The sequence below is a fragment of the Pseudomonas sp. GM102 genome, from assembly GCF_000282555.1.
Classification (GTDB): domain Bacteria; phylum Pseudomonadota; class Gammaproteobacteria; order Pseudomonadales; family Pseudomonadaceae; genus Aquipseudomonas.
Map to the genome: position 1 here is coordinate 1 of NZ_AKJB01000110.1, position 26,192 is coordinate 26,192.

The 26,192-nt window shown below is 59.2% G+C and carries 28 protein-coding genes; 13 read left to right on the plus strand and 15 right to left on the minus strand.

Translation table 11 applies throughout. The annotated features are described in order from the left end of the window. Positions 1-211 precede the first annotated feature (211 nt). Complete coding sequence (locus PMI18_RS05635; RefSeq protein WP_007905458.1) at positions 212-469, plus strand: hypothetical protein; 258 nt, start codon at positions 212-214, stop codon at positions 467-469. 154 nt (positions 470-623) lie between these two features. Here the strand turns inward: PMI18_RS05635 and PMI18_RS05630 are convergent, their stop codons facing one another. From PMI18_RS05630 to norR, 5 genes are all read right to left on the minus strand, one after another. Beyond that, positions 624-1,373, minus strand: coding sequence for a YkgJ family cysteine cluster protein (locus PMI18_RS05630; RefSeq protein WP_007905460.1), 750 nt, complete (start codon positions 1,371-1,373; stop codon positions 624-626). Between the two features lie 83 nt (positions 1,374-1,456). Further along, positions 1,457-1,783 (minus strand): hypothetical protein, encoded by a 327-nt coding sequence (locus tag PMI18_RS05625; protein ID WP_007905462.1) that lies wholly within the window; start codon positions 1,781-1,783, stop codon positions 1,457-1,459. A 146-nt stretch (positions 1,784-1,929) separates the two neighbouring features. After that, positions 1,930-2,388 carry a GNAT family N-acetyltransferase gene (locus tag PMI18_RS05620; protein WP_033036828.1) on the minus strand — a complete coding sequence of 153 codons (459 nt, stop codon included), beginning with the start codon at positions 2,386-2,388 and terminating at the stop codon, positions 1,930-1,932. 27 nt (positions 2,389-2,415) lie between these two features. Then, a complete protein-coding gene (locus PMI18_RS05615) occupies positions 2,416-3,318 on the minus strand; it encodes a chemotaxis protein CheV (RefSeq protein ID WP_007905472.1) in 903 nt (300 codons plus the stop codon). Positions 3,319-3,591: 273 nt separating this feature from the next. Then, positions 3,592-5,145 carry a nitric oxide reductase transcriptional regulator NorR gene (norR, locus tag PMI18_RS05610; protein WP_007905473.1) on the minus strand — a complete coding sequence of 518 codons (1,554 nt, stop codon included), beginning with the start codon at positions 5,143-5,145 and terminating at the stop codon, positions 3,592-3,594. Positions 5,146-5,292: 147 nt separating this feature from the next. Here norR and hmpA point away from each other — a divergent pair, with 147 nt between their 5' ends. Continuing rightward, complete coding sequence (hmpA, locus tag PMI18_RS05605) at positions 5,293-6,474, plus strand: NO-inducible flavohemoprotein (protein WP_007905475.1); 1,182 nt, start codon at positions 5,293-5,295, stop codon at positions 6,472-6,474. Between the two features lie 233 nt (positions 6,475-6,707). Beyond that, positions 6,708-7,484 carry an ABC transporter substrate-binding protein gene (locus PMI18_RS05600; RefSeq protein WP_007905477.1) on the plus strand — a complete coding sequence of 259 codons (777 nt, stop codon included), beginning with the start codon at positions 6,708-6,710 and terminating at the stop codon, positions 7,482-7,484. Between the two features lie 131 nt (positions 7,485-7,615). On the opposite strand, the gene PMI18_RS05595 is transcribed toward PMI18_RS05600, so the two are convergent. From PMI18_RS05595 to PMI18_RS05575, 5 genes are all read right to left on the minus strand, one after another. Then, positions 7,616-8,257, minus strand: a complete 642-nt coding sequence (locus tag PMI18_RS05595) for a helix-turn-helix transcriptional regulator (RefSeq protein WP_007905478.1) — start codon at positions 8,255-8,257, stop codon at positions 7,616-7,618. 92 nt (positions 8,258-8,349) lie between these two features. Beyond that, positions 8,350-9,477: an NAD(P)/FAD-dependent oxidoreductase gene (locus tag PMI18_RS05590; protein WP_007905480.1), complete on the minus strand. Its 1,128-nt coding sequence runs from the start codon at positions 9,475-9,477 to the stop codon at positions 8,350-8,352. A 151-nt stretch (positions 9,478-9,628) separates the two neighbouring features. Next, on the minus strand, positions 9,629-10,576 hold the full coding sequence (locus PMI18_RS05585; RefSeq protein ID WP_007905482.1) for an ornithine cyclodeaminase family protein: 948 nt from the start codon (positions 10,574-10,576) through the stop codon (positions 9,629-9,631). 138 nt (positions 10,577-10,714) lie between these two features. Then, positions 10,715-12,202: an ATP-dependent RNA helicase RhlB gene (gene rhlB, locus PMI18_RS05580; RefSeq protein WP_007905484.1), complete on the minus strand. Its 1,488-nt coding sequence runs from the start codon at positions 12,200-12,202 to the stop codon at positions 10,715-10,717. A gap of 85 nt (positions 12,203-12,287) precedes the next feature. Beyond that, on the minus strand, positions 12,288-12,944 hold the full coding sequence (locus PMI18_RS05575) for an alpha/beta hydrolase (RefSeq protein WP_007905486.1): 657 nt from the start codon (positions 12,942-12,944) through the stop codon (positions 12,288-12,290). Between the two features lie 469 nt (positions 12,945-13,413). Here PMI18_RS05575 and PMI18_RS05570 point away from each other — a divergent pair, with 469 nt between their 5' ends. The 4 genes from PMI18_RS05570 to PMI18_RS05555 all read left to right on the plus strand — a co-directional run bounded on the left by PMI18_RS05570 (position 13,414) and on the right by PMI18_RS05555 (position 17,575). Then, positions 13,414-14,445 (plus strand): amino acid ABC transporter substrate-binding protein, encoded by a 1,032-nt coding sequence (locus PMI18_RS05570; protein WP_007905487.1) that lies wholly within the window; start codon positions 13,414-13,416, stop codon positions 14,443-14,445. Positions 14,446-14,510: 65 nt separating this feature from the next. Next, entirely contained in the window at positions 14,511-15,692 is a 1,182-nt protein-coding gene (locus PMI18_RS05565) for an amino acid ABC transporter permease (protein ID WP_007905489.1), read from the plus strand. A gap of 10 nt (positions 15,693-15,702) precedes the next feature. After that, complete coding sequence (locus PMI18_RS05560; protein WP_007905491.1) at positions 15,703-16,800, plus strand: amino acid ABC transporter permease; 1,098 nt, start codon at positions 15,703-15,705, stop codon at positions 16,798-16,800. 10 nt (positions 16,801-16,810) lie between these two features. Further along, positions 16,811-17,575, plus strand: coding sequence for an amino acid ABC transporter ATP-binding protein (locus PMI18_RS05555; RefSeq protein WP_007905492.1), 765 nt, complete (start codon positions 16,811-16,813; stop codon positions 17,573-17,575). A gap of 66 nt (positions 17,576-17,641) precedes the next feature. On the opposite strand, the gene PMI18_RS05550 is transcribed toward PMI18_RS05555, so the two are convergent. Together PMI18_RS05550 and PMI18_RS05545 are read right to left on the minus strand one after the other, a co-directional pair. Further along, a complete protein-coding gene (locus PMI18_RS05550; RefSeq protein WP_007905494.1) occupies positions 17,642-18,130 on the minus strand; it encodes a type II toxin-antitoxin system MqsA family antitoxin in 489 nt (162 codons plus the stop codon). Next, a complete protein-coding gene (locus tag PMI18_RS05545) occupies positions 18,127-18,438 on the minus strand; it encodes a type II toxin-antitoxin system MqsR family toxin (protein ID WP_007905496.1) in 312 nt (103 codons plus the stop codon). The genes PMI18_RS05550 and PMI18_RS05545 overlap by 4 nt, the downstream gene beginning before the upstream one ends. 167 nt (positions 18,439-18,605) lie before the next feature. On the opposite strand from PMI18_RS05545, the gene PMI18_RS05540 reads away from it, so the two are divergent. The 5 genes from PMI18_RS05540 to PMI18_RS05520 all read left to right on the plus strand — a co-directional run bounded on the left by PMI18_RS05540 (position 18,606) and on the right by PMI18_RS05520 (position 22,527). Continuing rightward, positions 18,606-19,265, plus strand: coding sequence for a FadR/GntR family transcriptional regulator (locus PMI18_RS05540; protein ID WP_033036831.1), 660 nt, complete (start codon positions 18,606-18,608; stop codon positions 19,263-19,265). Then, positions 19,255-20,571 (plus strand): CynX/NimT family MFS transporter, encoded by a 1,317-nt coding sequence (locus PMI18_RS05535; protein WP_007905500.1) that lies wholly within the window; start codon positions 19,255-19,257, stop codon positions 20,569-20,571. Before PMI18_RS05540 ends, PMI18_RS05535 begins: the two co-directional genes overlap by 11 nt. Positions 20,572-20,671: 100 nt before the next feature. Further along, positions 20,672-21,142, plus strand: a complete 471-nt coding sequence (locus PMI18_RS05530) for a nuclear transport factor 2 family protein (RefSeq protein ID WP_007905502.1) — start codon at positions 20,672-20,674, stop codon at positions 21,140-21,142. A gap of 40 nt (positions 21,143-21,182) precedes the next feature. After that, positions 21,183-21,503: a GIY-YIG nuclease family protein gene (locus PMI18_RS05525; protein ID WP_007905504.1), complete on the plus strand. Its 321-nt coding sequence runs from the start codon at positions 21,183-21,185 to the stop codon at positions 21,501-21,503. 88 nt (positions 21,504-21,591) lie between these two features. Next, positions 21,592-22,527: a glutathione S-transferase family protein gene (locus PMI18_RS05520; RefSeq protein WP_007905507.1), complete on the plus strand. Its 936-nt coding sequence runs from the start codon at positions 21,592-21,594 to the stop codon at positions 22,525-22,527. 105 nt (positions 22,528-22,632) lie between these two features. Here PMI18_RS05520 and PMI18_RS05515 read toward each other — a convergent pair whose 3' ends face one another. Both PMI18_RS05515 and yejK read right to left on the minus strand, forming a co-directional pair. Beyond that, entirely contained in the window at positions 22,633-22,983 is a 351-nt protein-coding gene (locus PMI18_RS05515; RefSeq protein ID WP_007905509.1) for a glutaredoxin family protein, read from the minus strand. Next, positions 22,983-23,987: a nucleoid-associated protein YejK gene (yejK, locus tag PMI18_RS05510; protein ID WP_007905511.1), complete on the minus strand. Its 1,005-nt coding sequence runs from the start codon at positions 23,985-23,987 to the stop codon at positions 22,983-22,985. The genes PMI18_RS05515 and yejK overlap by 1 nt, the downstream gene beginning before the upstream one ends. Before the next feature lie 498 nt (positions 23,988-24,485). Here yejK and PMI18_RS05505 point away from each other — a divergent pair, with 498 nt between their 5' ends. Further along, a complete protein-coding gene (locus tag PMI18_RS05505; RefSeq protein WP_007905514.1) occupies positions 24,486-24,767 on the plus strand; it encodes an HU family DNA-binding protein in 282 nt (93 codons plus the stop codon). 212 nt (positions 24,768-24,979) lie between these two features. Here the strand turns inward: PMI18_RS05505 and rlmF are convergent, their stop codons facing one another. Further along, a complete protein-coding gene (rlmF, locus tag PMI18_RS05500; RefSeq protein WP_007905515.1) occupies positions 24,980-26,002 on the minus strand; it encodes a 23S rRNA (adenine(1618)-N(6))-methyltransferase RlmF in 1,023 nt (340 codons plus the stop codon). Positions 26,003-26,192 lie beyond the last annotated feature (190 nt).

Genomic DNA, 26,192 nt, shown 5'->3' on the forward strand with positions numbered 1-26,192 from the left:
CGCTCCCACAGGATTTGTGCCATACACAGATTTTGTATATGACCGCTGTCCCTGTGGGAGCGGGCTTGCCCGCGATAGCGGCAGGTCGGTCAACACAAAACCCGACGGACTCGCTTGCGGCGTGAAGCTTGCGGCTCCCGACACAGGTATACTGCCGCCTTTCGCGGCTCGCCTACCGGGCCCGACTCTTTGAGCATCACCCGGAGCTTTCATGACTTCCCCGACACAACCGCCGGTTGCCGACGCTTTGAGCGACGACCAGGCAGACCTGCCAGACAGCGTCGACTCCAGCGCAGACAGCGAAACCAAAGCGGCGATCCCAGCGTTCAAGTTTCCGTTCAAACCGGGAGAATTGGCCGCGGCGAAGAATGCCAGCCAGCCTTGGTACAAGAATGGCGCGAAGAATGGCCACACCAAGACCCCAGGTGCAGCGCCTCCTGGCACTCGTCGTTCGATGGGTAAGCGCTGAGTTTTTGCCTCTGCGGTGCCTGATCTATCGTCATCGCGAGCAGGCTCGCTCCCACAGGTGATCTTCATGAGACACAGATAGTGTGTACGACGAAATCCACTGTGGGAGCGAGCCTGCTCGCGATGAGGCCATTAAATACAACACATCCTCTGGCTCAAGCCGCCCGCAACGAAATAAACGCATAGTTCAGCGGCACTTCGGTCGCCACCAGCGCCCCGGCTGCCTGCACTCGCCCGGCGATATCGTCGCCTGACACATGAAAGACCCATTCACCGTCCGATCCTGCCAACGGCTGCTGCGCCACCTGATCGATGACGATGGCAAACGCCGTCATGTCCGGCAAATAAGCAGTAAATCCATCGCCCTTCAACGCAGTCGTCCGAATCCCCAATAGCGCACAAATCGCCTCCTTGGCCTGAATCTCATCGCGATCCGCCTGACGGGAGCGCTGGATCAATCCCACAAGCTCCTGATCCACCAGTTCACCACCGATGATCAAATCCGGCCCTGTTTCCCAGGACTCGGGCGGGCATTCTTTGATCGCCGGGTTGAGCGGGATGTGCGGATTGATTTCCATCGGGTAGATGCGGCACACCAGCGGTCGGCGTTCGTAGATGCGGCAGAGGTTGTCTTCGTCAAGATTCCGGCAGGGGCCGACGTTGTACGCGGCAAAGGTGATCGCCACGTGGGCCTCGCAGGCGCCGCTTCGAACCGCCACCGAACGGCGTTCGGCATGTTCGCGTTGCTGCGCGGGCAGGCCCAGGCCATTGGCGAGGAAGGCCTCTACCAGCACGATCACCTGACCGCCATCGGCCGCCCACATCCGGGCTTCGGCCAGTGTCAGGGGTACATGGTGGTCGTTGCAGCATTTGCCACAACCTACGCAGGAAAACGTTGTATTCATCTAACGGCCAGTCACCTGTGAGGGCATGAAATGGCGACAAAAAGCCACCGCAAAGGCCTGTGCCGAAGCAAGTTATGCGCCATTCATTGCGCTTTTGCTGTTGGGCGGATGGAGTCCCACTCAGTCACGTAGGCGGTTTTGTTTTTCTTGTTGTAGAGGCACAACTCGGTGCCTTGCTGGCCTTTCATGTGTTTTTGCGGGTACTGGCCTTGCAGCAGGAGCGCGGTATAACCGACCCGGTCATCGAACTGCGCGGCGTTGCCGACGGGGTTGGCGTTCTTCAGGCCGCTGGCCTTGGTGCAACTGGCGAGCACGGCTTTATCGTAGGCGGCCCAGGCGTCGGGGCTGGAGGCATGGGCTTGGGTGGTGAGGGTGATGAGGCAGAGGAAGGTCAGGGTGGTGGCTTTCATGGTTTGGGCATCCTTGGCGTGTCGTGGCCGAGGTCGGAGTATGCCTGATGGTTTTGGGTGGTTGTGCGGGCCTCTTCGCGGGCAAGCCTCGCTCCTACACAGGTCACCGAACCCTGTAGGAGCGAGGCTTGCCCGCGAAGGCGGTGTCAGGTTGGAACCTGCTCCCGGCGGACCACATACATCCCGGCACTTTCATACAAGCGCTGGGCCCGAAGGTTGTTTTCCAGCACCTTCAGATCCACAAAGCCTTCGCGACGTTGTTGAAATGCGTTGAAAGCATTTAGCAGCAATGCACGGCCAAGTCCGAGGCCTTGAGCGCGCGGGTGCACCACCAGGCTCTTGATGTAAGCGCTGGTCCAGCACTGGGCGACGCCGACGATTCCTTCGGCGTCGAACGCGATGAAGCACAGGGACGGATCGTATTCGGGATCGGTTTCGAAACGCTGTTGCCAGACGTCCAGCGCCGGCACGCGACCGCTACCTTCCCGATAGCCGAGTTCCATCAAGTGATGAACGGCTTCAGCAAGTTCGGGACGGTACCGGGTCAACTCAATGCCATTTGGCCAAGTGAAAGGCGGCACAACCTCACCCAGGTTGCGCCGCATCAGAAAACAATAGTCCTCGGCCAAAACTCAGTGACCTTGTTCGGCGACGGCCCTGGCCGCCGCGATCAGGCATTTGGTCAGTTCCGGCGAGGAGAATTTAGTCAGCACCGCGTTGGCCCCGGCCAGTCGAGCTTTCTCGCTGTTCATCGCGCTGTCCAGCGAGGTGTGCAGCAACACATAGAGGTGTGAGAAGTCGGGGGTTTCGCGCAATGTGCGGGTGAGGGCGTAACCGTCCATTTCCGACATTTCGATATCGGAGACGATCAGATTGATCTGCTGGGCGGTGCCTTGCAGGTCCAGCAGGCAGTCGATGGCTTCCTTGGCGCTGCGAGCAGTGTGGCATTGCAGGCCGAGGTTGCGCAGGGTGTGCACCGATTGTTGCAAGGCGACTTGGCTGTCATCGACCACCAGAATCCGCGCATTGCCGAGGACTTCGGCGTCTTCCATGCTCAGTTCGGTCGGGGCCGTTTCGATCTGCGCCGGAGCGATGCCGTGGATAACCTTTTCGATGTCCAGCACTTGCACCAGCGTGCCGTCGACCGAGGTCACGCCAGTGATGTACGAGCGCACGCCGCCGGAGCCGAAGGGTGGTGGACGGATGTCGGTGGTCAGACAATGGACGATCTTGCTCACCGCCTGAACGTGCAGGCCCTGTTTGGAGCGGCTGACGTCGGTAACGATCAGGCAGCCACCGTTGGGGTCTTCCAGCGGTCGCTCGCCGATGGCGCGGCTCAGGTCGATCACCGACAACGATGCGCCGCGCAGGGTGGCGATGCCTTTGACGTGGGGGTGCGACTCCGGCAGCTTGGTCAGCGGCGGGCAGGGGATGATTTCGCTGACTTTCAGCAGGTTGATCGCCATCAGCTTGCCGCTGCGCAAGGTAAACAGCAGAAGCGAAAGTGAATCTGCGCGGGCTTTGTTGGAAGACATAAAAACCTTCTGTGGAGAAAGGTGATGGGCGATTGTGAAGATCGCCAACAGCTATCGATGCCGGGTTATCGACTTGTCGGGGGCAGGCTTTAGGGGAAATGCCCACTGCCAGCCAAACGGTGAACCCCTGTGGCGAGGGAGCTTGCTCCCGTTCGGCCGCGAAGCGGTCGTGAAACCAGCAATGAGGTTCTACTCTGGAAAAAACGGGAGCGCTACGCACTCCAACGGGAGCAAGCTCCCTCGCCACAAGAGTACGATGTTATCCGGGTGAGACTATTTCATACCCAACCGCTTGGCCATCCGTCCAAGGTTCGCCCGATCCAGGCCCAGCTCCCGCGCCGCGCTGGCCCAGTTGTTCTGGTGTCGTTGCAGGCAAGCGCTGATCAGTTGGCGCTGATAATGCTCGGTGGCCTCACGCAAGTCCCCTGAAATTAACGCAACCGTTGGCGCAGCAATCACCTGTTCTGGCGCGGGTTCAACGCTGCCATTGGGCAAATCCAGATCCGCCGCGTTTAAGCTGAGAATCTTCGGCCGTTGCTTGCAGTTACCCAACGCCTTCAATGCGCTACGGCCAATCAAATGCTCCAGCTCCCGCACGTTCCCCGGCCAGTCATACGTCAACAATGCCGCTTGCGCATCGCTGGTCAGGCGCAGGCTGTTGAGGCCCATGCGTGAGCGGTTTTGTTCCAGGAAGAAGCCGCTGAGCAACAGCACATCCCGACCGCGATCGCGCAGTGCGGGCACCAGCAGCGGGTAAACGCTCAGGCGATGATAGAAGTCGGCACGGTAGCGACCGCTGCGCACTTCTTCGGCCAGGTCGCGATTGGTCGCTGCGATCAATCGCACGTCGACCTGATGTTCCTTGTCTGAGCCCAGGCGCTGCAGTTGACCGCTCTGCAGCACCCTCAACAATTTGGCTTGAACTGTCAGCGACAGTTCGCCCACTTCATCGAGGAACAACGTACCGCCATTGGCCAGCTCGAACTTGCCGCGCCGATCGTTCGTCGCCCCGGTGAAAGCACCGCGCACATGGCCGAACAATTCGCTCTCCACCAGCGTGTCTGGCAGGGCGGCGCAATTGAGGCTGATGATCGGTTTGTCGGCCCGTGGGGACGCGGCGTGGATGGCTTGGGCCACCAGCTCTTTGCCGACTCCGGTTTCGCCGGTGATCAGCACCGTCAGGTCACTGCCGCCCACCAAGCTGATCTCTTCCACCAGTCGCTTGTAAGTCTTGCTCTGGCCGATCATTTCGCGGTTCTGTTGGCCGCTGGCCTGACGGTAAACCTCGGCGCGCTGATGTTCGTCTTCGACGCGATTGGCCAGCCGTTCGATGCGCTCGGCGGCGTTGACCGTGGCGGCGGCGAGGCTGGCGAAGGCTTGCAGGGCGTCCAGTTCGATCGGTTCGAAACGTTCCGGGTCGAGCGCGTCGAGGGTCAGCAAACCCCACGGGCGCTCGTCGATAAACAGCGGGCAGCCCATGCAGTCGTGGACTTCCAGGTGATCGTGAAGACCATCGACCAGGCCGTCATAAGGGTCAGGCAAATCGCTGTCGGCGGCGAAGCGAGTCGGGCCGGGGCTGCTGAGCAGCGCTTCGAAGCGCGGGTGTTCGCTGACCTTGAAACGTCGACCGAGGGTGTCGGTGCTCAACCCGTCCACCGCCAGCGGCACCAGCCATTCGCCATCGAGTCGCAGCAGGGCCGCGGCGTCGCACGGGAGCAGGGCGCGCATGGCTTCGAGCAGGCGCCGGTAGCGCTCGCCTTCGGGCAGTTCGCGGGACAGGTCGGAGACCAGGGGCAGTAGGGTCGTGAGCAGTAATTTTGCAGTCATAATGACTCCGTGTAGTCGGTGTGACTATAAAGCGTCGTGTGTCGATATGACTACTGTGTTTTTAACTAACTGATTTATAAGGATTTAATAGTTGGCATGGAAACTGATACGTAAAGGTTATTCATATAAAGCCCAGGAGTTGCTCTTATGCTTAGCGTTCAAGACCGTGCCATCGTCAAGTCCACCGTTCCGTTGCTGGAAAGCGGCGGCGAAGCGTTGATCACTCACTTCTATCGCATGATGCTCTCCGAATATCCGGAAGTCCGCCCGCTGTTCAACCAGGCCCACCAGGCCAGCGGCGATCAGCCTCGCGCCCTGGCCAACGGTGTATTGATGTATGCGCGGCACATCGACCAACTCGATCAGTTGGGCGACCTGGTGGCCAAGATCATCAACAAGCACGTGGCCCTGCAGATCCTCCCGGAGCATTACCCGATTGTGGGCAGCTGCCTGTTGCGAGCGATCTCCGAAGTGCTGGGCGAAGAGATTGCCACGCCTGAAGTGATGAGCGCGTGGGGCGCGGCCTACGGTCAATTGGCCGAGATCCTGATTGGCGCCGAAGCCAGCATCTACGACCAGAAAGCACAGGCGCCGGGCGGCTGGCGTGGTGCGCGGGAGTTCATCGTGGTGGCCAAGGTCGAGGAGAGCGCAGAAATCATTTCTTTCTACTTCGAACCGGCGGACAAGGGCCCGATTCTCGCGGCAGAGCCAGGCCAGTACATCGGCATGAAACTGATCCTCGATGGCGAAGAAATTCGGCGTAATTATTCGCTGTCGGCGCTGGCCAACAAAGGCCAGTACCGCATCAGCGTCAAGCGCGAAACCGGCGGCCGCGCTTCCAACCATTTGCACGATCAACTGCATGTCGGCGCAAGTATCCTGCTGTTCCCTCCAGCGGGGGATTTCACCCTGACCGCCAGCGACAAACCGCTGGTGCTGATCAGTGGTGGCGTCGGCATCACCCCGACGCTGGCGATGCTCGAAGCAGCTCTGGCGACCGAGCGGCCGGTGCACTTTATCCACTGCGCACGCAACGGTAGCGTGCATGCTTTCCGTGACTGGATCGATGGCCTGGCCGAGCGTCATCCGCAGCTCAAGCGTTTTTATTGCTATGCCGAAGACGATGGGATCAGCCCGGCGGCGGACAAGGTTGGCCTGTTGAGCCAGGAACAACTTGGCGAGTGGTTGCCGGAACAGCGTGATGTGGATGCGTACTTCCTGGGGCCTAAAGGCTTCATGGCGGCGATCAAGCGTCACCTCAAGGCTTTGGGTGTGCCGGAGAAGCAGAGTCGTTACGAGTTCTTCGGGCCGGCTGCCGCGCTGGAGTAACGCTCTGGGAGGTTCCTGAGGGCCGGGTCGGTGCTTCGCTTGTTCGCGAAGTATCGACCCGGCCTTTTTTGCATTCGGCTAGCACCCGACCAGAGGCCGGGTATAAGGCTGTCTGCTCGATTGACGGATAATACGTAAAAGTCCAGTATGGAATTCTAAGTACAAAAAAGGTTTACCCCGTTTCAGTTTTCTTCTGTCTTGCCAAACCAACAACAACCCGCGAGAGAACGAATATGAAGAAATTCCCCCTCATCACCGGTCTGGCCCTGAGCCTGTTGGCGTGCAGTAGCTTGTTCGCCGCCGAGAAAGACCTGCGTATCGGTATCGAAGCGGCTTATCCGCCGTTTGCATCCAAAACCGACAAAGGCGAGATTGTCGGTTTCGACTACGACATCGGCAATGCCCTGTGCGCGCAGATGAAGGTCAAGTGTGTGTGGGTTGAAGGCGAGTTCGACGGTCTGATTCCTTCCCTGAAAGTGAAGAAAATCGACATGGCGCTGTCGTCCATGACCATTAACGAAGACCGTAAGAAGTCGGTGGACTTCACTCACAAGTACTACTTCACCTCATCGCGTCTGGTGATGAAGGACGGCGCGGTAGTGGATGATCAGTACGCCAGCCTCAAGGGCAAGAACATCGGCGTGCAGCGCGCAACCACCACTGACCGTTACGCTACCGAGGTTTTCGAACCCAAGGGCATCAACGTCAAGCGCTACGGCAACAACGAAGAAATCTACATGGACCTGGCAGCCGGTCGTCTCGATGCGATTTTTGCCGACACCATTCCACTGAATGACTTCCTGTCGATGCCGCGTGGCAAGGGCTATGCGTTTGTCGGGCCGGAATTGAAAGACCCGAAATACGTGGGTGAGGGCGCCGGGATTGCCGTGCGCAAGGGCAACACGCAGTTGGTGGCGGATCTGAACAAGGCGATCGACGAGATTCGCGCCAATGGCGAGTATCAGAAGATTTCGCAGAAGTACTTCAAGTCCGATATTTACGGCGATTGATCGATCGCCATCGCGGGCAAGCCTCGCTCCTACAGTCCAACGTTGTTCACAAATCGGGTGAACGACGCGAAACCTGTAGGAGCGAGGCTTGCCCGCGAAGGGGCCCTTTCAATCGACGAAGATCTCAACACTCAACCCTTCAATTCCTTCAAATGCTTGTACACCGTCGCCCGCCCCATGTTCAGCACATTGGCCACATAGTTGGAGGCGCTTTTGCCTTTGAAGGCGCCTTCGGCGTGCAGCGCCAGCACCAGTTCGCGTTTGTGGTCGCGAGTCAGCACATTCAGGCTCAACTGACGCTCGCGCAGCCAGGCGTGCAGAAAGGTGTTGATCCGTTCCTGCCAGTCATCGCGAAACAGTGAGTCCGGTTGCGGGATCAGCTTGGTCGGCGACAGGAACAAATCCAGCGCCGCTTTCGCGTTCTCGAACAACGAGATATTCAGGTTGATGCACAGCACCGCCAGCGGGCGACCCTCGCTGTCGCGCAGCACGCTGCTGAGGCTGCGAATCTTCTGGCCGTCCCAGTTGAGCTTTTCGTACGGCCCGATGTTTCGTTCGCTGACGTCTTCGCTGAGCATGTCTTCCAGCGACGAATCGTCGCCGATTTCCCGTTTGGACAGGTTGTTGGCGATGTAATCGACCTTTTGCGTGCGCAGGTCGTGCAGCACCACCTCGGCGTGAGGGAAGAACAACGTGGCGATCGCATCGGCAATCGCGCGAAAGTTGTCCATGGACGTAGCGTCCAGGGCCGAGTCTTTTTCAGGTGCGTTCATACAGTGGAACTCCAGGCAGCGTCAGTGCCCCGTTAAAAAGGGGCACTGGAAGTTTGCCGCAATCGTGTGGACACGTCACCTGACGGGCAGGATCAGCTCAGGCGGGCGGGGGAGAGCATCTCGGCGTCCAGGCCGAAACGGGTGAGCTGCTCGGGCAAGGCTTCACCGCGTACCAGTGCCGCGCTGGCCTGGCCCATGGCCGGTGAAGTCTGGATGCCGTAGCCGCCTTGCGCCGCGACCCAGAACAGCCCCGGCACCTGCTGATCGAAGCCGGACAGCAAATCGCCGTCGCGCACGAAACTGCGCAGGCCGGCCCAGGTGCGGGTCGGACGGCGAATGGTCAGGGTGGTGGCTTCTTCGATCTGGTAAATGCCCATGGCGATGTCCAGCTCTTCGGGCTGCACGTCGTGCGGTTCCACCGGGTCGGCGTTGGCCGGTGAGCCGAGGAACATGCCGGCATCGGGCTTCATGTAGAAGGATTCATCGAGGCTGACCAGCATTGGCCAGTCGTGGATATCCAGACCTTCAGGGCCGGCAAAGATAAAGGCTGCGCGGCGCTTGGGTTGCAAACCCAGCGGTTTGGCGCCAGCGAGCTCGCCAATCTTGTCGGCCCAGGCACCGGCGGCGTTGATGATGATCGGGGCGCTGAAGGTCTGAGTCGCGGTTTGAACCTGCCACTGTCCTTCGGCATCACGGCTCAGGCTCAACACTTCGCTGTCGGTATGAACTTCACCTTTATTGCGTCGGATACCGCGCAGATAGCCCTGATGCAGAGCATCGGTATCGATGTCGCTGGCGGTCGGGTCGTAGATCGCGCCATGGACTTTTTCCCGACGCAGGATTGGCAGGCGCGCACAGGCTTCGTCGGCACTCAGCTGCTGCATTTCTGGCACCGTGGCTTTGGCGCTCAGGTATTGATTGCTCAGCTCGGCCGGATCGCCGGTGAAGTCGACGGTCATCTCGCCGCGCGGGGTCAGCAGCGGGTGTTCGCAGAAACCGGGCGGTGGAGCGTCGAAGAAGTCGCGGCTGGCCTGGGTCAATGCCCGAACCTGCGGTGTGCCGTAGGCGGCGGTGAACAGCGCCGCCGAGCGTCCGGTGGAGTGATAGGCCGGATGGGATTCGCGTTCGAGCACAATCACCCGCCCGTGCTGCGACAGCCAGAAACCGGTGGAAGCGCCGGCAATCCCGCCGCCGATGATGATGAAGTCTGCCTGGCTCATGAACGTCTCCTGTGGGGGCGCAAAATGCCGAAATTGTAGAGAACTGCTGTAGGAGCGAGGCTTGCCCGCGAAGGCGATGTGTCAGTCTTGGTTTATGTCTACTGACACACCGCCTTCGCGGGCAAGCCTCGCTCCTACGAAGGGCGTGGTGTTAGCGCTGTAGTTGGTAAAGGGCATTGGCCAGTGCGATGTCTTCCAGGCCCAGGCCGATGGAGCGGAAGAACACCGGGCGGTCGTAGTCGGGGCGCTGGACTTTTTCACTGAGCAAGTCGGGCAGGTCGCCGACAATCGAACGCTTGTCCCAGCCATGCTGCTCACCGGCGATCAGCATTTCGCCGGCCGAGCCCGGAGTGGTTTGACGATAGTCACAGAACACCTGCATGTCATTGAGGCTCTGCGGCGGCACTTCATGGGCGCGTGGGGCGTTGGTGCTGATGGAGGTGATCAGCGCCGGTTTGCTCAAAATTGACGGGTCGATCACCGGGCCGGCGGACGAGGTGCAGAGCATGATCACGTCGGCATCCTGAATCGCGGCTTCGCAACTGTCGACGAGGGTCAGCCGTGGATCGAGGCTTTTAAGCTGTGCCAGCGCTTCGGGATTCTTGCCCTTCAGGCTCGGCGAATAAAGGCTGATGCTTTGCCAGTCCCGCAGGCCCTTGACGTAGTGCAGGTGCGCCTGGGCCACGTTACCGCTGCCGATGATCGCCAGGCGCCGGGCGTTCAATGGAGCAAGGGCATCGACCGCCACCGCCGTCGTCGCGGCGGTGCGTGCGGTGGTCAATTCACCGGCATCGCAGAGCAGCAGCGGCTGACCGGTCTGCATCGACATCAGCAACGTCCAGGCGGTTACCAGCGGGCCTTGCTCGCGCACGATGTAAGGCGACGTCTTGACGCCATAGACCCCGTCTTCGGCCAGCACACCCAGGTAGTTGATGAAGTCCCCGGCACCCTGCGGGAATTCCACCCACTGTTGCGCCGGTTGCACAGCCTGCCCGGCGGCCAGGTCGCGGAACAGTTTGCGCAGGATCTGCGGTACGTCGACTTGCGCCAGCAGTTCGCGGGCCTGGGGTTGGGTGATCACGTAAGGCGTGCTGGGCATGGTCGGCTCCGGGCGCTGAAAGTAAACTAATTTGTCCATTATGGACTTTTAGTTGTCTCTAGCAAGCTCCTGTTAAAAAAACCGGACGAAAAAAAAGCGCAGTCCGTTTCCGGCTGCGCCTCTTTCTGAAGGCCCGCGTTACGGGCGCTTGCGCTCAACCGCCCGCAGCAGGTGCGTCGGTGGCGTTTCACAACTGATCTTGCGACCCAGCAGCGCCTCGATGGACGGTAGCTGGTAGGAGTCGTCTTCACCGGCAAAACTGATGGACACGCCATCCGCGCCGGCACGGCCGGTACGACCGATGCGGTGCACGTAGTCGTCCGGGACTTCCGGCAGGGTGAAGTTGATCACGTGGCTGATGCCATCGATGTGAATGCCGCGACCGGCCACATCGGTGGCTACCAGCACGCGGATCTTGCCTTCGCGGAAACCTTCCAGGGTCTTGATGCGCTTGTGCTGCGGCACATCGCCAGACAGTTGCGCCGCGTTGACGCCATCGCGCACCAGGCGTTCTTCGATGCGCCGCACTTCGTCCTTGCGGTTGGCGAAGACCATGACCCGTTCCCAGCCGTTATCGTTGACCAGGTTGTAGAGCAGTTTGTATTTGTCGGCACCGGCCACCGCGTAGATGTGTTGCTCGACGTTTTCGCTGGCCACGTTCTGCGCTTCGATCTCGACGATCGACGGGTCGGTGGTCCATTGCTTGGCGAGGTTCATCACGTCTTCGGTGAAGGTCGCGGAGAACAGCAGCGTCTGGCGCTCGTTCTTCGGCGGAGTCTGGCGAATGATCTGACGCACTTGTGGGATGAAACCCATGTCGAGCATCCGGTCGGCTTCGTCCAGCACCATCACTTCGACCATGTCCAGGTGCACATCGCCGCGCTGGTTGAAGTCCAGCAAGCGGCCCGGAGTGGCCACCAGGATGTCGCAGTGACGGGCCTCAAGGTGCTTGAGCTGCTTGTCGAAGTCCATGCCGCCGACAAACGTCATGACGTTGAGGCCGGTGTACTTGGTCAGGTCGGCTGCGTCCTTGGCGATCTGTACCACCAGCTCCCGGGTCGGGGCGATGATCAGTGCCCGCGGTTCACCCATGTAGCGCTCTTTGGGCGGCGGGGTTTGCAGCAGCTGAGTGATGATCGAAATCAGGAAGGCAGCGGTTTTGCCGGTGCCGGTCTGGGCGCGACCGATGGCGTCTTTGCCCGCGAGGGTGAAGCCGAGCACCTGCGCCTGGATCGGCGTGCAATACGGAAAACCCAGGTCCTGAATGGCGTGCATCAGTTCGGGGGCGAGTTTGAAATCGTGGAAGCGGGTTTTGCCTTCCTGGGGTTCGACGACGAAGTCTTCGAGTTTCCAGGGAATAACCGGCGCTTTTGGTTTTGGTTCGCGACGCGGTTTTGCCGGTTTCGGGGCTTCGCTGCGCGGCTGTTCAGAGACAATGGCCGGGGCAGAGGGGGCGGTCGGTGTGGTCACCGGCTCGTGCTTCGGTGCCGCTACGGTTGCGGTCCGGCCAGGCTGATTACCGTCGGTGCGGTGGCTGGGAATATGAGAAGGAGCGCTGGAGACTGGCGCGAGCTGCTCAGTCTCGCTTTTACCGAACATTTTCTTGAGTGCTTTGAGCACGGTCATCTCATCAATTGGTTAAGGAATATACGCCGGCCAGTGTAATGCAAGAATCGGGCGCGGCGTAGTGGGATGGATCAATGGGTAGCTTTTAACGCAAACGCTCGGCGAGCCAGACGCCGATGTCACGAATTTCTTCGGGTAACACTTCGTGGCCCATTGGGTATTCCTGCCATGTCACGGTGACACCACGCTGCTTCAAATGCTCATAGGCGGTTCGGCCCATGGAGTTTTGAACCACCTCATCGTACTGGCCGTGCAATGACAGCACCGGAATGCGCTGCTGGCTGGCGGAAAGCTCCAGTTCATCACTGAAGGTCGGTGCATAAGTAGAGAGGGCAAGTACGCCACCCAGCGGTCCCTGCCATTGCACAAAGGCCGTGTGCAATACCACGGCGCCACCTTGGGAAAAACCGGCGAGAAAGATGCGCGAGGCGTCTATTCCGCTGGCCTTCTGCTCTTCGATCAAATCAAAGACCCGTTGCGCGGACACTTCTAGCTGCTCGCGGCTGATCGCGCGCGCCGGGCTCATGGCCAATATGTCGTACCAGCTCGGCATTTCGTAGCCACCATTAATAGTGACGGCGCGAGTCGGTGCCTGGGGCAGGACGAAGCGGGTAGTGAGCAGACTTTCCTGTAGCGCTTCGGCTACCGGCAAAAAGTCGTAGCGGTCGGCGCCCAGCCCGTGCAGCCAGATTACGCAGGCATCTGCGGGCTTGACGGGTTCCAGAATCAAGGGCTCGGTCATGGGTGCTCCATATTTGTGCATGCGCTCTCATTTAAGTGCGAGGTTCGAGTGCGCAACGGGTTGATCAGTTAAGAAGATGTCGCAAGGCTGCAAGTTTTGCTATTGACCTGTCGCTGAATCGCTTTAGCGAGCGGTCTGGTACGGGCTTTGCTATAGGGAAGCCTGTGCAACCAATCTTATGCCTGGCGGTAACACTATCAGTGTACGGCTGGTCTTGGGATAGCAAAGAATCCGGTGATGGATGTTCGCCAAAGGCCGCTACGGGCTTCGCGAACGTGAAAGGGCTACCGCCCGTTCGGCCGATTGGTGAGAAGGGAGTTGTCCATGATGTGGATTTTCTCCTACTAGACTCATAGCGACGGTCCTGCTTCGGTTGACCCTAAAAAAAGCCAACACGGGTCAACAACGCCTCATAAGGGTGCGACAGGGCTTAAGCTCCGACACAACAAGAGCAAAACTGGAGGTTTGAATGAAGATGTTGAAATCCACCCTGGCCATCGTGACTGCAGCCGCAGTGCTCGGTGTCAGTGGGTTCGCTCAGGCGGGTGCAACCCTGGATGCAGTGCAGAAGAAAGGTTTCGTACAGTGTGGTGTGAGTGACGGTCTGCCGGGTTTCTCGGTTCCGGACTCTACCGGCAAGATCGTTGGTATCGATGCTGACTTCTGCCGCGCTGTGGCTGCTGCCGTATTCGGCGACGCGACCAAGGTCAAATTCAGCCAGTTGAATGCCAAGGAGCGTTTCACTGCTCTGCAATCTGGCGAAATCGACGTGCTGTCGCGCAACTCCACCATGACCAGCTCTCGTGACGCGGGCATGGGCCTGAAGTTTCCAGGCTTCATCACCTACTACGACGGCATCGGCTTCCTGGCCAACAGCAAACTGGGCGTCAAGAGCGCCAAGGAACTGGACGGTGCAACCATCTGCATCCAGGCCGGTACCACCACTGAGCTGAACGTCTCCGACTACTTCCGCGCCAATGGCCTGAAATACACCCCGATCACTTTCGACACCTCCGATGAAAGCGCCAAGTCGCTGGAATCCGGTCGTTGCGACGTGCTGACCTCCGACAAGTCCCAGCTGTTCGCCCAGCGCAGCAAGCTGGCTTCGCCGAAGGACTACGTAGTTCTTCCGGAAACCATTTCCAAGGAACCACTGGGCCCGGTCGTGCGTAACGGCGACGACGAGTGGCTGGCTATCGTGCGCTGGACGGGCTATGCCCTGCTCAACGCCGAAGAAGCAGGCGTGACTTCGAAGAATGTCGAAGCCGAAGCCAAGTCGACCAAGAACCCTGACGTCGCTCGTATGCTGGGCGCTGACGGTGAATACGGTAAAGACCTGAAACTGCCCAAAGACTGGGTCGTGAAGATCGTCAAGCAAGTCGGCAACTACGGTGAGATGTTCGAGCGCAACCTCGGCAAGGACACTCCGCTGCAAATCGACCGCGGCCTGAATGCGCTGTGGAACGCTGGCGGCATTCAATACGCACCACCAGTGCGCTGATGGTTCTATCACCCGGCGGGCCAACCGCCGGGTGATGTTCTGTTCCATTATTTCCGGGGCACTTCATGCAAAATTCAATCGGCGCACCAAAGCAGAGGCTCAGCCTCAGCGATCCACGAGTGCGTGCGTGGCTGTTTCAGATCATCACGGTTGTCGCCGTGGTCGGGATGGGTTGGTACCTGTTCGACAACACGCAAACCAACCTTCAGCACCGGGGCATTACCTCCGGTTTCGACTTTCTTGAGCGCAGTGCCGGTTTCGGCATCGCTCAGCACCTGATCGACTACACCGAATCGGACAGCTATGCCCGTGTGTTCGTCATCGGCCTGCTCAACACCCTGCTGGTCACCTTTATCGGTGTGATCCTGGCGACGATCCTCGGTTTCATCGTCGGTGTGGCACGGCTGTCGAAGAACTGGATCATTGCCAAGCTGGCGACGGTGTATGTAGAGGTCTTCCGTAACATTCCGCCGCTGCTGCAAATCCTGTTCTGGTACTTCGCGGTGTTCCTGACCATGCCAGGGCCACGCAACAGCCATAACTTCGGCGACACCTTCTTCGTCAGCAGCCGCGGCCTGAACATGCCCGCAGCGTTGGCGGCAGACGGTTTCTGGCCGTTTGTGGCGAGCATCGTCGTGGCCATCGTCGCGATCGTGCTGATGAGCCGCTGGGCGACCAAACGTTTCGAAGCGACCGGCGTACCGTTCCACAAATTCTGGGCAGGCCTGGCGCTGTTCCTGGTGATCCCTGCGCTGTGTGCCTTGATCTTCGGCGCGCCATTGCACTGGGAAATGCCGGAGCTCAAGGGCTTCAACTTCGTCGGTGGCTGGGTGCTGATCCCGGAACTGTTGGCGCTGACCTTGGCCTTGACGGTGTACACCGCGGCGTTCATCGCCGAAATCGTGCGTTCGGGCATCAAGTCGGTCAGCCACGGCCAGACCGAAGCGGCCCACTCGTTGGGATTGCGCAACGGTCCGACCCTGCGCAAGGTGATCATCCCGCAAGCCCTGCGCGTGATCATTCCGCCGCTGACCAGCCAATACCTGAACCTGGCGAAAAACTCCTCGCTGGCGGCCGGTATCGGTTATCCGGAGATGGTGTCGTTGTTTGCCGGTACGGTGCTGAACCAGACCGGGCAGGCGATCGAAGTCATTGCCATCACCATGAGCGTGTACCTGGCGATCAGTATCAGCATTTCCCTGCTGATGAACTGGTACAACAAGCGCATTGCGCTGATCGAGCGGTAAGGAAGAGCGCATGACGACTCATACTTTCAAACCCGACATGCCACCACCGAGCAGTAGCATCGGTATCGTGGCGTGGATGCGGGCGCACATGTTCTCCAGCTGGATCAACACCCTGCTGACGCTGTTCGCGTTCTATCTGATCTACCTGATAGTTCCGCCTGTCGTGAGCTGGGCGATTCTCGATGCCAACTGGGTCGGCACCACTCGCGCCGATTGCACCAAGGAGGGCGCCTGCTGGGTGTTCATCCAGCAGCGCTTCGGCCAATTCATGTACGGTTACTACCCGACAGACCTGCGCTGGCGCGTAGACCTGACCGTGTGGTTGGCGGTGATTGGCGTGGCGCCGTTGTTCATCGCACGCGTTCCACACAAGGCAATCTACGGCCTGAGCTTTCTGGTGCTCTATCCGATCATTTCCTACGTCTTGTTGCACGGTGGATGGTTCGGTCTGACCGAAGTGGCGACCAGCCAATGGGGCGGCTTGATGCTGACTCTGGTGATCGCCACCGTCGGTATCGTCGGCGCACTGCCGCTGGGTATCGTTCTGGCCCTGGGCCGACGTTCGAACATGCCGGCGATTCGCGTGGTCTGCGTGACCTTCATCGAGTTCTGGCGCGGCGTGCCGTTGATCACGGTGCTGTTCATGTCTTCGGTGATGTTGCCGTTGTTCCTGCCCGAAGGCATGAACTTCGACAAACTGCTGCGGGCGCTGATCGGTGTGATCCTGTTCCAGTCGGCCTACATCGCTGAAGTGGTGCGTGGCGGTCTGCAAGCGATCCCCAAAGGTCAGTACGAAGCGGCTGCAGCGATGGGCCTCGGTTACTGGCGCAGCATGGGCCTGGTGATTCTGCCGCAAGCCCTGAAACTGGTGATCCCTGGCATCGTCAACACCTTCATTGCGCTGTTCAAGGACACGAGCCTGGTGATCATCATCGGCCTGTTCGACCTGCTCAACAGCGTCAAGCAGGCCGCCGCCGACCCGAAATGGCTGGGCATGGCCACTGAAGGCTATGTGTTCGCGGCCCTGGTGTTCTGGATTTTCTGTTTTGGTATGTCGCGCTATTCCATGCATCTGGAACGCAAGCTCGACACTGGCCACAAGCGTTAGGAGTTCTGTAATGAGCGAAGCAATCAAAAAGCCTGTGAGCCCTGAAGGCATTATTCAGATGCAGGGCGTGAACAAGTGGTACGGCCAGTTCCACGTGTTGAAAGACATCAACCTGAACGTCAAGCAAGGCGAGCGTATCGTCCTGTGCGGCCCGTCGGGTTCCGGCAAATCCACCACCATCCGTTGCCTTAATCGTCTGGAAGAACACCAGCAGGGCCGCATCGTGGTCGATGGCGTGGAGCTGACCAACGACCTCAAGCAGATCGAAGCGATCCGCCGTGAAGTCGGCATGGTGTTCCAGCACTTCAACCTGTTCCCGCACCTGACTATCCTGCAGAACTGCACCCTGGCACCGATGTGGGTACGCAAGATGCCCAAGCGCAAGGCCGAAGAGATCGCCATGCATTACCTGGAGCGCGTACGCATTCCGGAGCAGGCGCATAAATACCCGGGGCAACTGTCTGGTGGTCAGCAACAGCGTGTGGCAATTGCCCGTGCCCTGTGCATGAAACCGAAAATCATGCTGTTCGACGAACCGACTTCGGCACTCGACCCAGAGATGGTGAAAGAGGTTCTGGACACCATGATCGGCCTGGCCGAAGACGGCATGACCATGCTCTGCGTGACCCACGAAATGGGCTTCGCCCGTACCGTGGCCAACCGCGTGATCTTCATGGACAAGGGTGAAATCGTCGAACAGGCCGCGCCGAACGACTTCTTCGACAACCCGCAGAACGAGCGCACCAAACTGTTCCTGAGCCAGATCCTGCATTGATTGGCGCTTGGCAGTGAAATAAACCCGGACAGTGTTCCGGGTTTATTTTTTGTTCTGCGTATGGGGTCAGGAGGTGAGCTCTGCCTCCCGTTCCGGATGGCGAGCGGCCAATAGTTGTTTGAGGGCGGCACCTTCGTTCAAGACCTGAATTTCAGCCAGCAAATAGGGATGACGATCCAATAGCTGCATTAGTGTGAGTAACGGTTTTGGTGCAGGTAGCTCGCCTCGTTCATACCGCGAAAAAGCATTGTTCCCACCGCCGGACAGCAACTGCACTGCGTTTTTTTGCGTAAGATGGAGTTTACGGCGGATGCGCTTTATCTCGGAGCCGATCAGTTGCAAGCAGTCCTTGAGCAACTGATCGCCTGCTTCCGAATAACGGTCAGCGCTGTCGGTGTCATGATCGAATTCGATTTCCCCGCAAACTCTGCATTCCCAGCCCGCAAGATTGTTAACAAGTCGAGACATTTGTTTGTAATTGACGGAGAGGGTGCGTCCTTCAAAGTGCCCCATTCCATCGTGAGTACCGCAGTTGACGCATTGCTGCGTTCTCATAGGTTTTTCTCCTTGAAGGAGACTACCGGATGTCCACCACCGGGGCGGTAAGACACTTTGATGTAAATCTCCATTCCATGAAATGTTGTGTGATAAACGTCTTGCCAGACCCGATGGTCGACATAGGTGGTCATGGATTTGAAGAGCATTCGGCGTTCCAGTGCGCTGGTCGCCTGGATCATTTGGCAGAGGTTTAAGCCCATGTCATTGCCTGATTCCAGAGCTCGTCGGGTGAATGCCTTTCTGCCCAGCCTGACAATCTCCGCCTTGACCACTGCCAAGTCGTAGTGGGGGGTATTCTTTTCCATAAGAAGCCGCTTGCCCTGTCCCTGAAATTACCCTTAAAGGGTAATTTTGACTAATCGAAAATCCCGCTCCTTCTCCTGCCCTTTGAACGTAGGCGGTTGCCGTCCTACATGAAGCTGACTAACATGTCAGAAAATTCATCCTATGATTGGATGAAATGGCGAATCCTATGTCAGACATTTCTCCATTAATTAAACGATCCCTCGTCGATCAGGCCCTGGACCAGTTACGCCTGCGCATCAATCAAGGTGTCTGGACGGTCGGCCAGCGCTTGCCCACCGAGCCGGAACTGGCGACTGAGCTGGGCATCAGCCGCAACACGGTGCGTGAAGCCATGCGCGTATTGGCGTTTTCCGGGTTGATCGAGATTCGCCAGGGCGACGGCAGCTATCTGCGGGCGGTGATTGATCCGCTGGACACCATGAAGGCGCTGTCCCTTTGCACTCAGGAACAGGCTCGGGAAACCCGGCACATTCTGGAAGTCGAAGCCATCGGCCTCGCGGCGTTACGCCGCACCGATGAAGACCTGGTGGCATTGCGCGAAGCGCTAGGCGTCAGCGGCAGTCACTACCACGGCGATCTCGACACCTACATCGCCTGCGATTTGGTGTTTCACCGTCGACTGGTGGATGCGGCGCACAACCCGACACTCAGCGAACTGTATCGCTATTTCTCCAGCATCGTCGGCGCGCACTTGCGCCAGACCCTGAACATCTCACCCCGACGCCAGGCGGTGTTCGACCTTCATGTCGCGTTGCTTGATGCCGTCGAGCAACGCGACCCGGAACGGGCAAAAGCCCTGTCGAGGCAGTTGATCAATGAACCTTGAAACCGAGAACCCCATGTCCACCCAGCAGGCCAGCAACAGCAGCATTATTGAGCGCAAGCGTACGGCGGAGCTCGAAGAGCTGTTGATCGATGCCGAGGCCGATGACGAGCAGGTTCAGCAAACTCACCCGGTCCTGCGGCGACCGTGGCTGTTGTTGCTCGGCCTGATTCTGGTGGCGCTGAACCTGCGCCCGGCATTGTCGAGCATGGCGCCGATGCTCAGCGATATCTCGAAGACGCTGGGGCTATCGGCTGCCCAGGCCGGTTTGCTGACGACCTTGCCAGTACTCTGTCTCGGTCTGTTCGCCCCCTTGGCGCCGGTGCTGGCACGACGTTTTGGTGCCGAGCGGGTGGTGTTGGGGATTCTCCTGATGCTGGCCGGCGGGATCATTTTGCGCAGTTCGTTCGGCGAAGTTGGCCTGTTCGCTGGCAGCGTGCTGGCCGGCGCCAGTATCGGGGTGATCGGCGTGCTGCTGCCCGGCATCGTCAAACGCGACTTCCCGAAACAGGCTGGCACCATGACCGGCGTCTACACCATGGCCCTGTGCCTGGGCGCGGCTATGGCGGCCGGGGCGACCGTGCCGTTGAGCGAACATTTCGACAAAAGCTGGGCCTTGGGTCTCGGCTTCTGGGTGGTTCCAGCGTTGGTCGCGGCAATTTTCTGGCTGCCGCAAGTTGGTCAGAAACACGGCGCGCATCATGTTGCCTATCGGGTCCGAGGGCTGTTGCGTGATCCGCTGGCCTGGCAAGTGACCTTGTACATGGGCCTGCAATCGTCTTTGGCCTACATCGTGTTTGGCTGGCTACCGTCGATTCTGATCGGCCGCGGTCTGACACCGACGCAAGCGGGGCTGGTGTTGTCGGGGTCGGTGATTGTCCAGTTGATCAGCTCGCTGGCGGCACCCTGGCTGGCGACCCGTGGCAAGGATCAGCGATTGGCGATCGTGATCGTCATGGCAATGACGCTCGGCGGTTTGTTCGGTTGCCTTTATGCGCCGATCGATGGCTTGTGGGGCTGGGCGATCCTGCTGGGGTTGGGGCAGGGCGCCACGTTCAGCCTGGCGCTGACCCTGATCGTGCTGCGTTCGCGGGATGCTCATGTCGCGGCCAATCTGTCGAGCATGGCCCAGGGCTTCGGTTACACCCTGGCGTCCATGGGGCCGTTCGCGGTTGGCGTGGTACATGACTGGACCGGCGGCTGGAGCGCCCTGGGCTGGATCTTCGGTGTCATTGGCCTTGGCGCGATCATCGCCGGCCTCGGTGCCGGGCGTTCGCTGTACGTGCAGGTCGAAAGCGAAAAGATCTGATTTGCACACACTGTCGGTATTCGGAGTGCGAATGCTGATGGTGTTTCGTCCGCTTGCAGATTATCGTGCTGGCAATCTGCCTATTCTCCGGAGCCTGCCCATGAGTGATGCCCACAACGCCTTGATCACCCGGTTCTACCAAGCCTTCCAGCGGCTGGATGCCGAGGCCATGAGCGCTTGCTACACCGACGATGTGGTGTTCAGTGATCCGGCGTTCGGCGAACTGCGCGGGCGCGATGCCGGCGACATGTGGCGCATGCTCACCACCCGGGCCAAGGACTTCTCCCTGACCTTCGATCACGTGCGCAGCGATGAGCGCACCGGCGGTGCCCACTGGGTGGCGACCTACCTGTTCAGCCAGACTGGCAATACCGTGGTCAACGACATCCAGGCGCGTTTCGTGTTTCGCGACGGCAAGATCTGCGAGCATCACGACAGCTTTGACCTGTGGCGCTGGTCGCGTCAGGCGCTGGGTTTCAAAGGGCTGTTGTTGGGGTGGACGCCAGTGGTGAGAAACGCCGTTCGTGCCCAGGCCTTGAAGGGGCTGAAGGCATTCCAGGCCAGTCGCTGATAAGATCGCGGCTTATTTCCTTTCAAGCCTTGATCGTCACGTGAACACCTCGAGCGAATCTTCCGTCATTGCCGCCGAACCGCCGCTGCCCGTCAGCAAACCCTGGTTCGTCTACCTCGTTCGCGCGGCCAATGGTTCGCTCTACTGCGGGATCAGCGACGATCCCGTTCGCCGTTTCGCCACTCACCAAAGTGGCAAGGGCGCGCGCTTCTTTCTGTCCAGCCCGGCCGTGGCATTGGTCTACACCGAAGTCTGTCGTGACAAAAGTGAAGCCCTGCGCCAGGAGCGCCTGATCAAAAAACTCAAGAAAAGCGCCAAGGAATGTCTGGTGGCGAGCGCGGCTGCGGGCTTATCAATCTGACTGATAAGCGCCCATCAGGCAGATGGGTAGGCCGCTTGCGGATTGCGCGCTAAGCTGCGGGCTCCTTATCCGAGCGGCGGAGCCGAGCATGTCCGAGTTGATTCTTCATCACTACCCGACGTCCCCTTTCGCCGAAAAGGCCCGGTTGCTGCTGGGCTTCAAGGGGCTGTCCTGGCGCTCGGTGAACATCTCGCCAGTGATGCCCAAGCCCGATTTGACGGCGCTGACCGGCGGCTATCGCAAGACGCCGGTATTGCAGATTGGCGCTGATATTTATTGCGACACCGCGTTGATGGCTCGTCGTCTGGAGCAGGAAAAAGCCTTGCCGGCGTTTTTTCCGGAAGGCCAGGAAATGATCACCGCCACCTTCGCGGCGTGGGCCGATTCGGTGGTGTTCCAGCATGCGGTCAGCCTGGTGTTCCAGCCGGCGTCGGTGGCGGTGCGCTTTGGCAAGTTGTCGCCGGAAGCGATCAAGGGGTTCCTGGCCGATCGCGCTGGCTTGTTCAGCGGTGGCAGCGCCACCCGGTTATCGGCCGAACAGGCTCGGCATCAGTGGCCAACGATCATGGCGCGTCTGGAGCAGCAGCTTCAGCGCGAACAGGGCGACTTCCTGTTTGGCGAGCCGTCGATTGCCGACTTTGCTCTGGCTCACTCGTTGTGGTTTCTCAAGGCAACGCACGTGACGTCACCGTTGGTGGATGCTTATCCGGCCGTTTCGGCGTGGTTTGGTCGTGTGATGGGCTTTGGTCATGGCGCGTTCAGCGAGATGACGGCCGAGGAAGCCTTGGCGATTGCCCGCAACGCCACACCGGCGGCGTTGCCGGATGAGCAGTTCGATGAGCCGAACGGGTTCGAGGTTGGCCAGCAAGTGGTGATCGCCGCGACTGATTACGGTGTTGATCCGGTGGCGGGTGAGTTGTTGTTTGCGGGTAGCGAGGAGCTCATTTTACGTCGCGAAGACGAGCGGGCTGGCGTGGTGCATGTGCACTTTCCGCGGTTCGGGTTCCGAATCGAAAAACGCTGAACCCCGTAGGAGCGAGGCTTGCCCGCGAAGAACGATGACGCGGTACAACAGATACACCGCGTTATCGTTCTTCGCGGGCAAGCCTCGCTCCTACAGGTTTTGGATTTACTTCAATGCAGCAAGAACCTTGTCCGGGTCATACCCGCGTATCAACGTGCCGTTCACATCGATCAGCGGAATCCCGCGTCCTCCGAGCGCCTCGTAGGCCTTGCGCGCCAGGGCATCTTTCTCGATATCGAATTCCTTGTATGGAATGCCCTTCTGGTCGAGAAAGCGTCGGGTCAGCTTGCAGTAGCCACACCATTCAGTGGCGTAGAGCACGACGTTGGCCTTGGCCTGGGTCTGCTCGGACACCACTTGCGAGGGGTGAAACACCCGCTCGATCTTGCCCCAGTTCTGGTAAATAACGACCACCAGCAGAATCAGCAGGCATTTCTTCAATACACCGCCGAGCATCAGTTGCGTCGCTTGAGCTGATCAGTCAATTGGGTCGGCAGGCCTTTGATGATCAGCGTACCGGCTTCTTCGTCGTATTCGATCTTCGAGCCCAGCAGGTGCGCTTCGAAGCTGATGGACAAGCCCTCGGCACGGCCGGTGAAGCGGCGGAACTGGTTCAGGGTGCGCTTATCCGCAGGGATCTCAGGCGAGAGGCCATAGTCTTTGTTGCGGATGTGATCGTAGAAAGCTTTCGGGCGTTCTTCGTCGATCAGCCCGGACAGTTCTTCCAGGCCCATGGGCTCGCCCATTTTTGCCTGGCTGCTGGCGTAATCCACCAGGGTCTTGGTCTTCTCGCGCGCGGATTCTTCCGGCAGGTCTTCGCTTTCGACGAAGTCACTGAAAGCCTTGAGCAGGGTGCGGGTTTCGCCGGGGCCGTCGACGCCTTCCTGGCAGCCGATGAAGTCGCGGAAGTACTCCGAAACCTTTTTGCCGTTCTTGCCTTTGATGAACGAGATGTACTGCTTGGACTGTTTGTTGTTCTGCCACTCGGAGACGTTGATCCGCGCTGCCAGGTGCAACTGGCCAAGGTCCAGGTGTCGCGAAGGGGTCACATCCAGCTGATCGGTCACTGCTACGCCTTCGCTGTGGTGCAGCAGGGCGATGGCGAGGTAATCGGTCATGCCCTGCTGGTAATGCGCAAACAGCACGTGGCCGCCCACAGAGAGGTTCGATTCTTCCATCAGCTTCTGCAGATGTTCCACCGCCACCCGGCTGAAGGCTGTGAAGTCCTTGCCGCCGTCGAGGTATTCCTTCAGCCAGCCACTGAACGGATGCGCCCCGGACTCGGCATGGAAGAAGCCCCAGGCCTTGCCTTGTTTGGCGTTGTAGCTCTCGTTGAGATCGGCAAGCATGTACTCGATGGCGCTGGACTCGGCCAGTTCGGAATCGCGGGCATGAAGAACTGCAGGTGTGCCGTCGGGTTTTTTGTCGATCAGGTGGACGATGCAATGACGGATCGGCATGGGCTTCTCGGCTGATTGAAGAGAGGAGGGCGTGCTCCCCCGAAAAAGCGCTCAGTGTACCCGATTCTCTCGACAGGACGTTGTAACCGTCCCCCTGTAGGAGCTGCCGAAGGCTGCGATCTTTTGATCCTGTTTTTAAAAAATCAAAGTCAAAAGATCGCAGCCTTCGGCAGCTCCTACAGGGGGTTGCGGGGTAAAACAGGGGGGCACGACCGGGCTTATGCAGTTTTTTACCGATTTAGAGCAATAAAGCTGACCAAATGGGTAGCTAGAGGCGGATATTTCCCCGTCTCTGTGCTAGTTTTGCCCGGTCTTACGCGAAGTCACTGCGTTAAGCGTGCATTCAGCATTTGTCAGGTCGAACCAAACCCTGATTTCGGTATCTATAACCCCGACTCGTCGTGGTTATGGCCGAGGGTGCCAGATCCAGAAGATCGGGCTCGATGGCTGACACTGCACTCTGCAATCCATATGAATTTGATAGGGAAGGAACATTACATGGCTCTTACTAAAGACCAACTGATCGCCGACATCGCTGAAGCTATCGACGCGCCAAAAACCACCGCGCGTAACGCTCTGGACCAACTGGGCCAAATCGTTGCCGATCAGCTGGAAAACGGCGGCGAAATCACCCTGCCAGGTATCGGCAAGCTGAAAGTGACTGAGCGTCCTGCCCGTACCGGCCGCAACCCTTCGACTGGCGCTGCCATCGAAATCGCTGCCAAGAAAGTTATCAAGCTGGTTGTGGCCAAAGGCCTGACCGACGCTGTTAACAAGTAAGACTTGTTAAAAAAACCGTGCTCCGGAGTAATCCGGGCACGGTTTTTTTGTGCGTGCGATTTACCACAAACACCGCTAAACCAATGAGGGGGCGGGCTTGCTCGCGAAGGCGGTGTGTCAGTCACCATTAAAGTCGACTGACACACCGCCTTCGCGAGCAAGTCGAATCGTCGCACCGCCGCTCCCACAGTTGATCTACGTCAGTCAGTTACTCAGCTTTTACGCGCCCAACGTTCGCGCCAGACCTGCTGCTCGCTTTTCGTCTGGAACGTCCAGGCGACGAAGCGGCTTTGCTTCTGTCCTTGGGACATTTCCACGACCTGGCTTTCCAATACGCCGGCCTTTTTCAGTGCTGTCTGGATCGCAGGCAGGTTTGAGGCTTTCGAGACCAGTGTGCTGAACCAAAGCACTTTGTGTTGAAAATGCGCACTCTCGGCAATCAGTTGCGTCACAAACCGTGCTTCGCCGCCTTCACACCACAGTTCGGCCGATTGACCACCAAAGTTCAGCACCGGCAGTTTGCGTTTTGGGTCGGCGCGGCCCAGTGCGCGCCATTTACGCTCGCTGCCCTTGGTGGCCTCGTCCATTGAGGCGTGAAACGGCGGGTTGCACATGGTCAGGTCGAAGCGTTCGCCGGGCTCGAGCAGGCCCAGCAGAATGTGCTTGGGATTGCTTTGCTGACGCAGCTGGATGGCTTTGTTCAGCCCGTTGGATTGCACGATGGCTTTGGCGGCGGCTACGGCCGTCGGGTCGATTTCCGAGCCGAGGAAGTGCCAGCGGTAGTCGCTGTAGCCGATCAGCGGATAGACGCAGTTGGCGCCCATGCCGATATCGAGCACCTTGACCGGCGCACCGCGAGGAATCTCGCCGTCGTTGACGCTGGCCAGCAGGTCGGCCAGGAAATGCACGTAGTCAGCACGGCCCGGTACCGGCGGGCACAGGTAATCGGCCGGGATATCCCAATGGGCGATGCCGTAGAACGACTTCAGCAGCGCCCGGTTGAACACCCGAACCGCGTCCGGGCTGGCAAAGTCGATGCTCTCCTTACCATACGGGTTGATGATCACGAACTTCGCCAGCTCCGGCGTGGTTTTGATCAGCGCCGGGAAGTCGTAACGTCCCTGATGGCGATTGCGCGGGTGCAGGCTGGCCTTCTCGCGGGGTTCCACGGCTTTGGCCGGGGTAGCGGAGTCAGGCTTCTTGCGCGCAGGTCTTGGTGTGCGGGGGGCGTTCATGGGCGTTGTCGATTCGGGTATGGCTAAAAGTGGCGGGTATTGTCCCACAGACAATGGCAGCGCGGGGGATCCCGTAGGAGCGAGGCTTGCCCGCGAAGGCTGCGACACGGTCAATCAGGTACACCGCGTTATCGTTCTTCGCGGGCAAGCCTCGCTCCTACAGAAAGCGGTTTTTGGTGTTTGGCGGGCA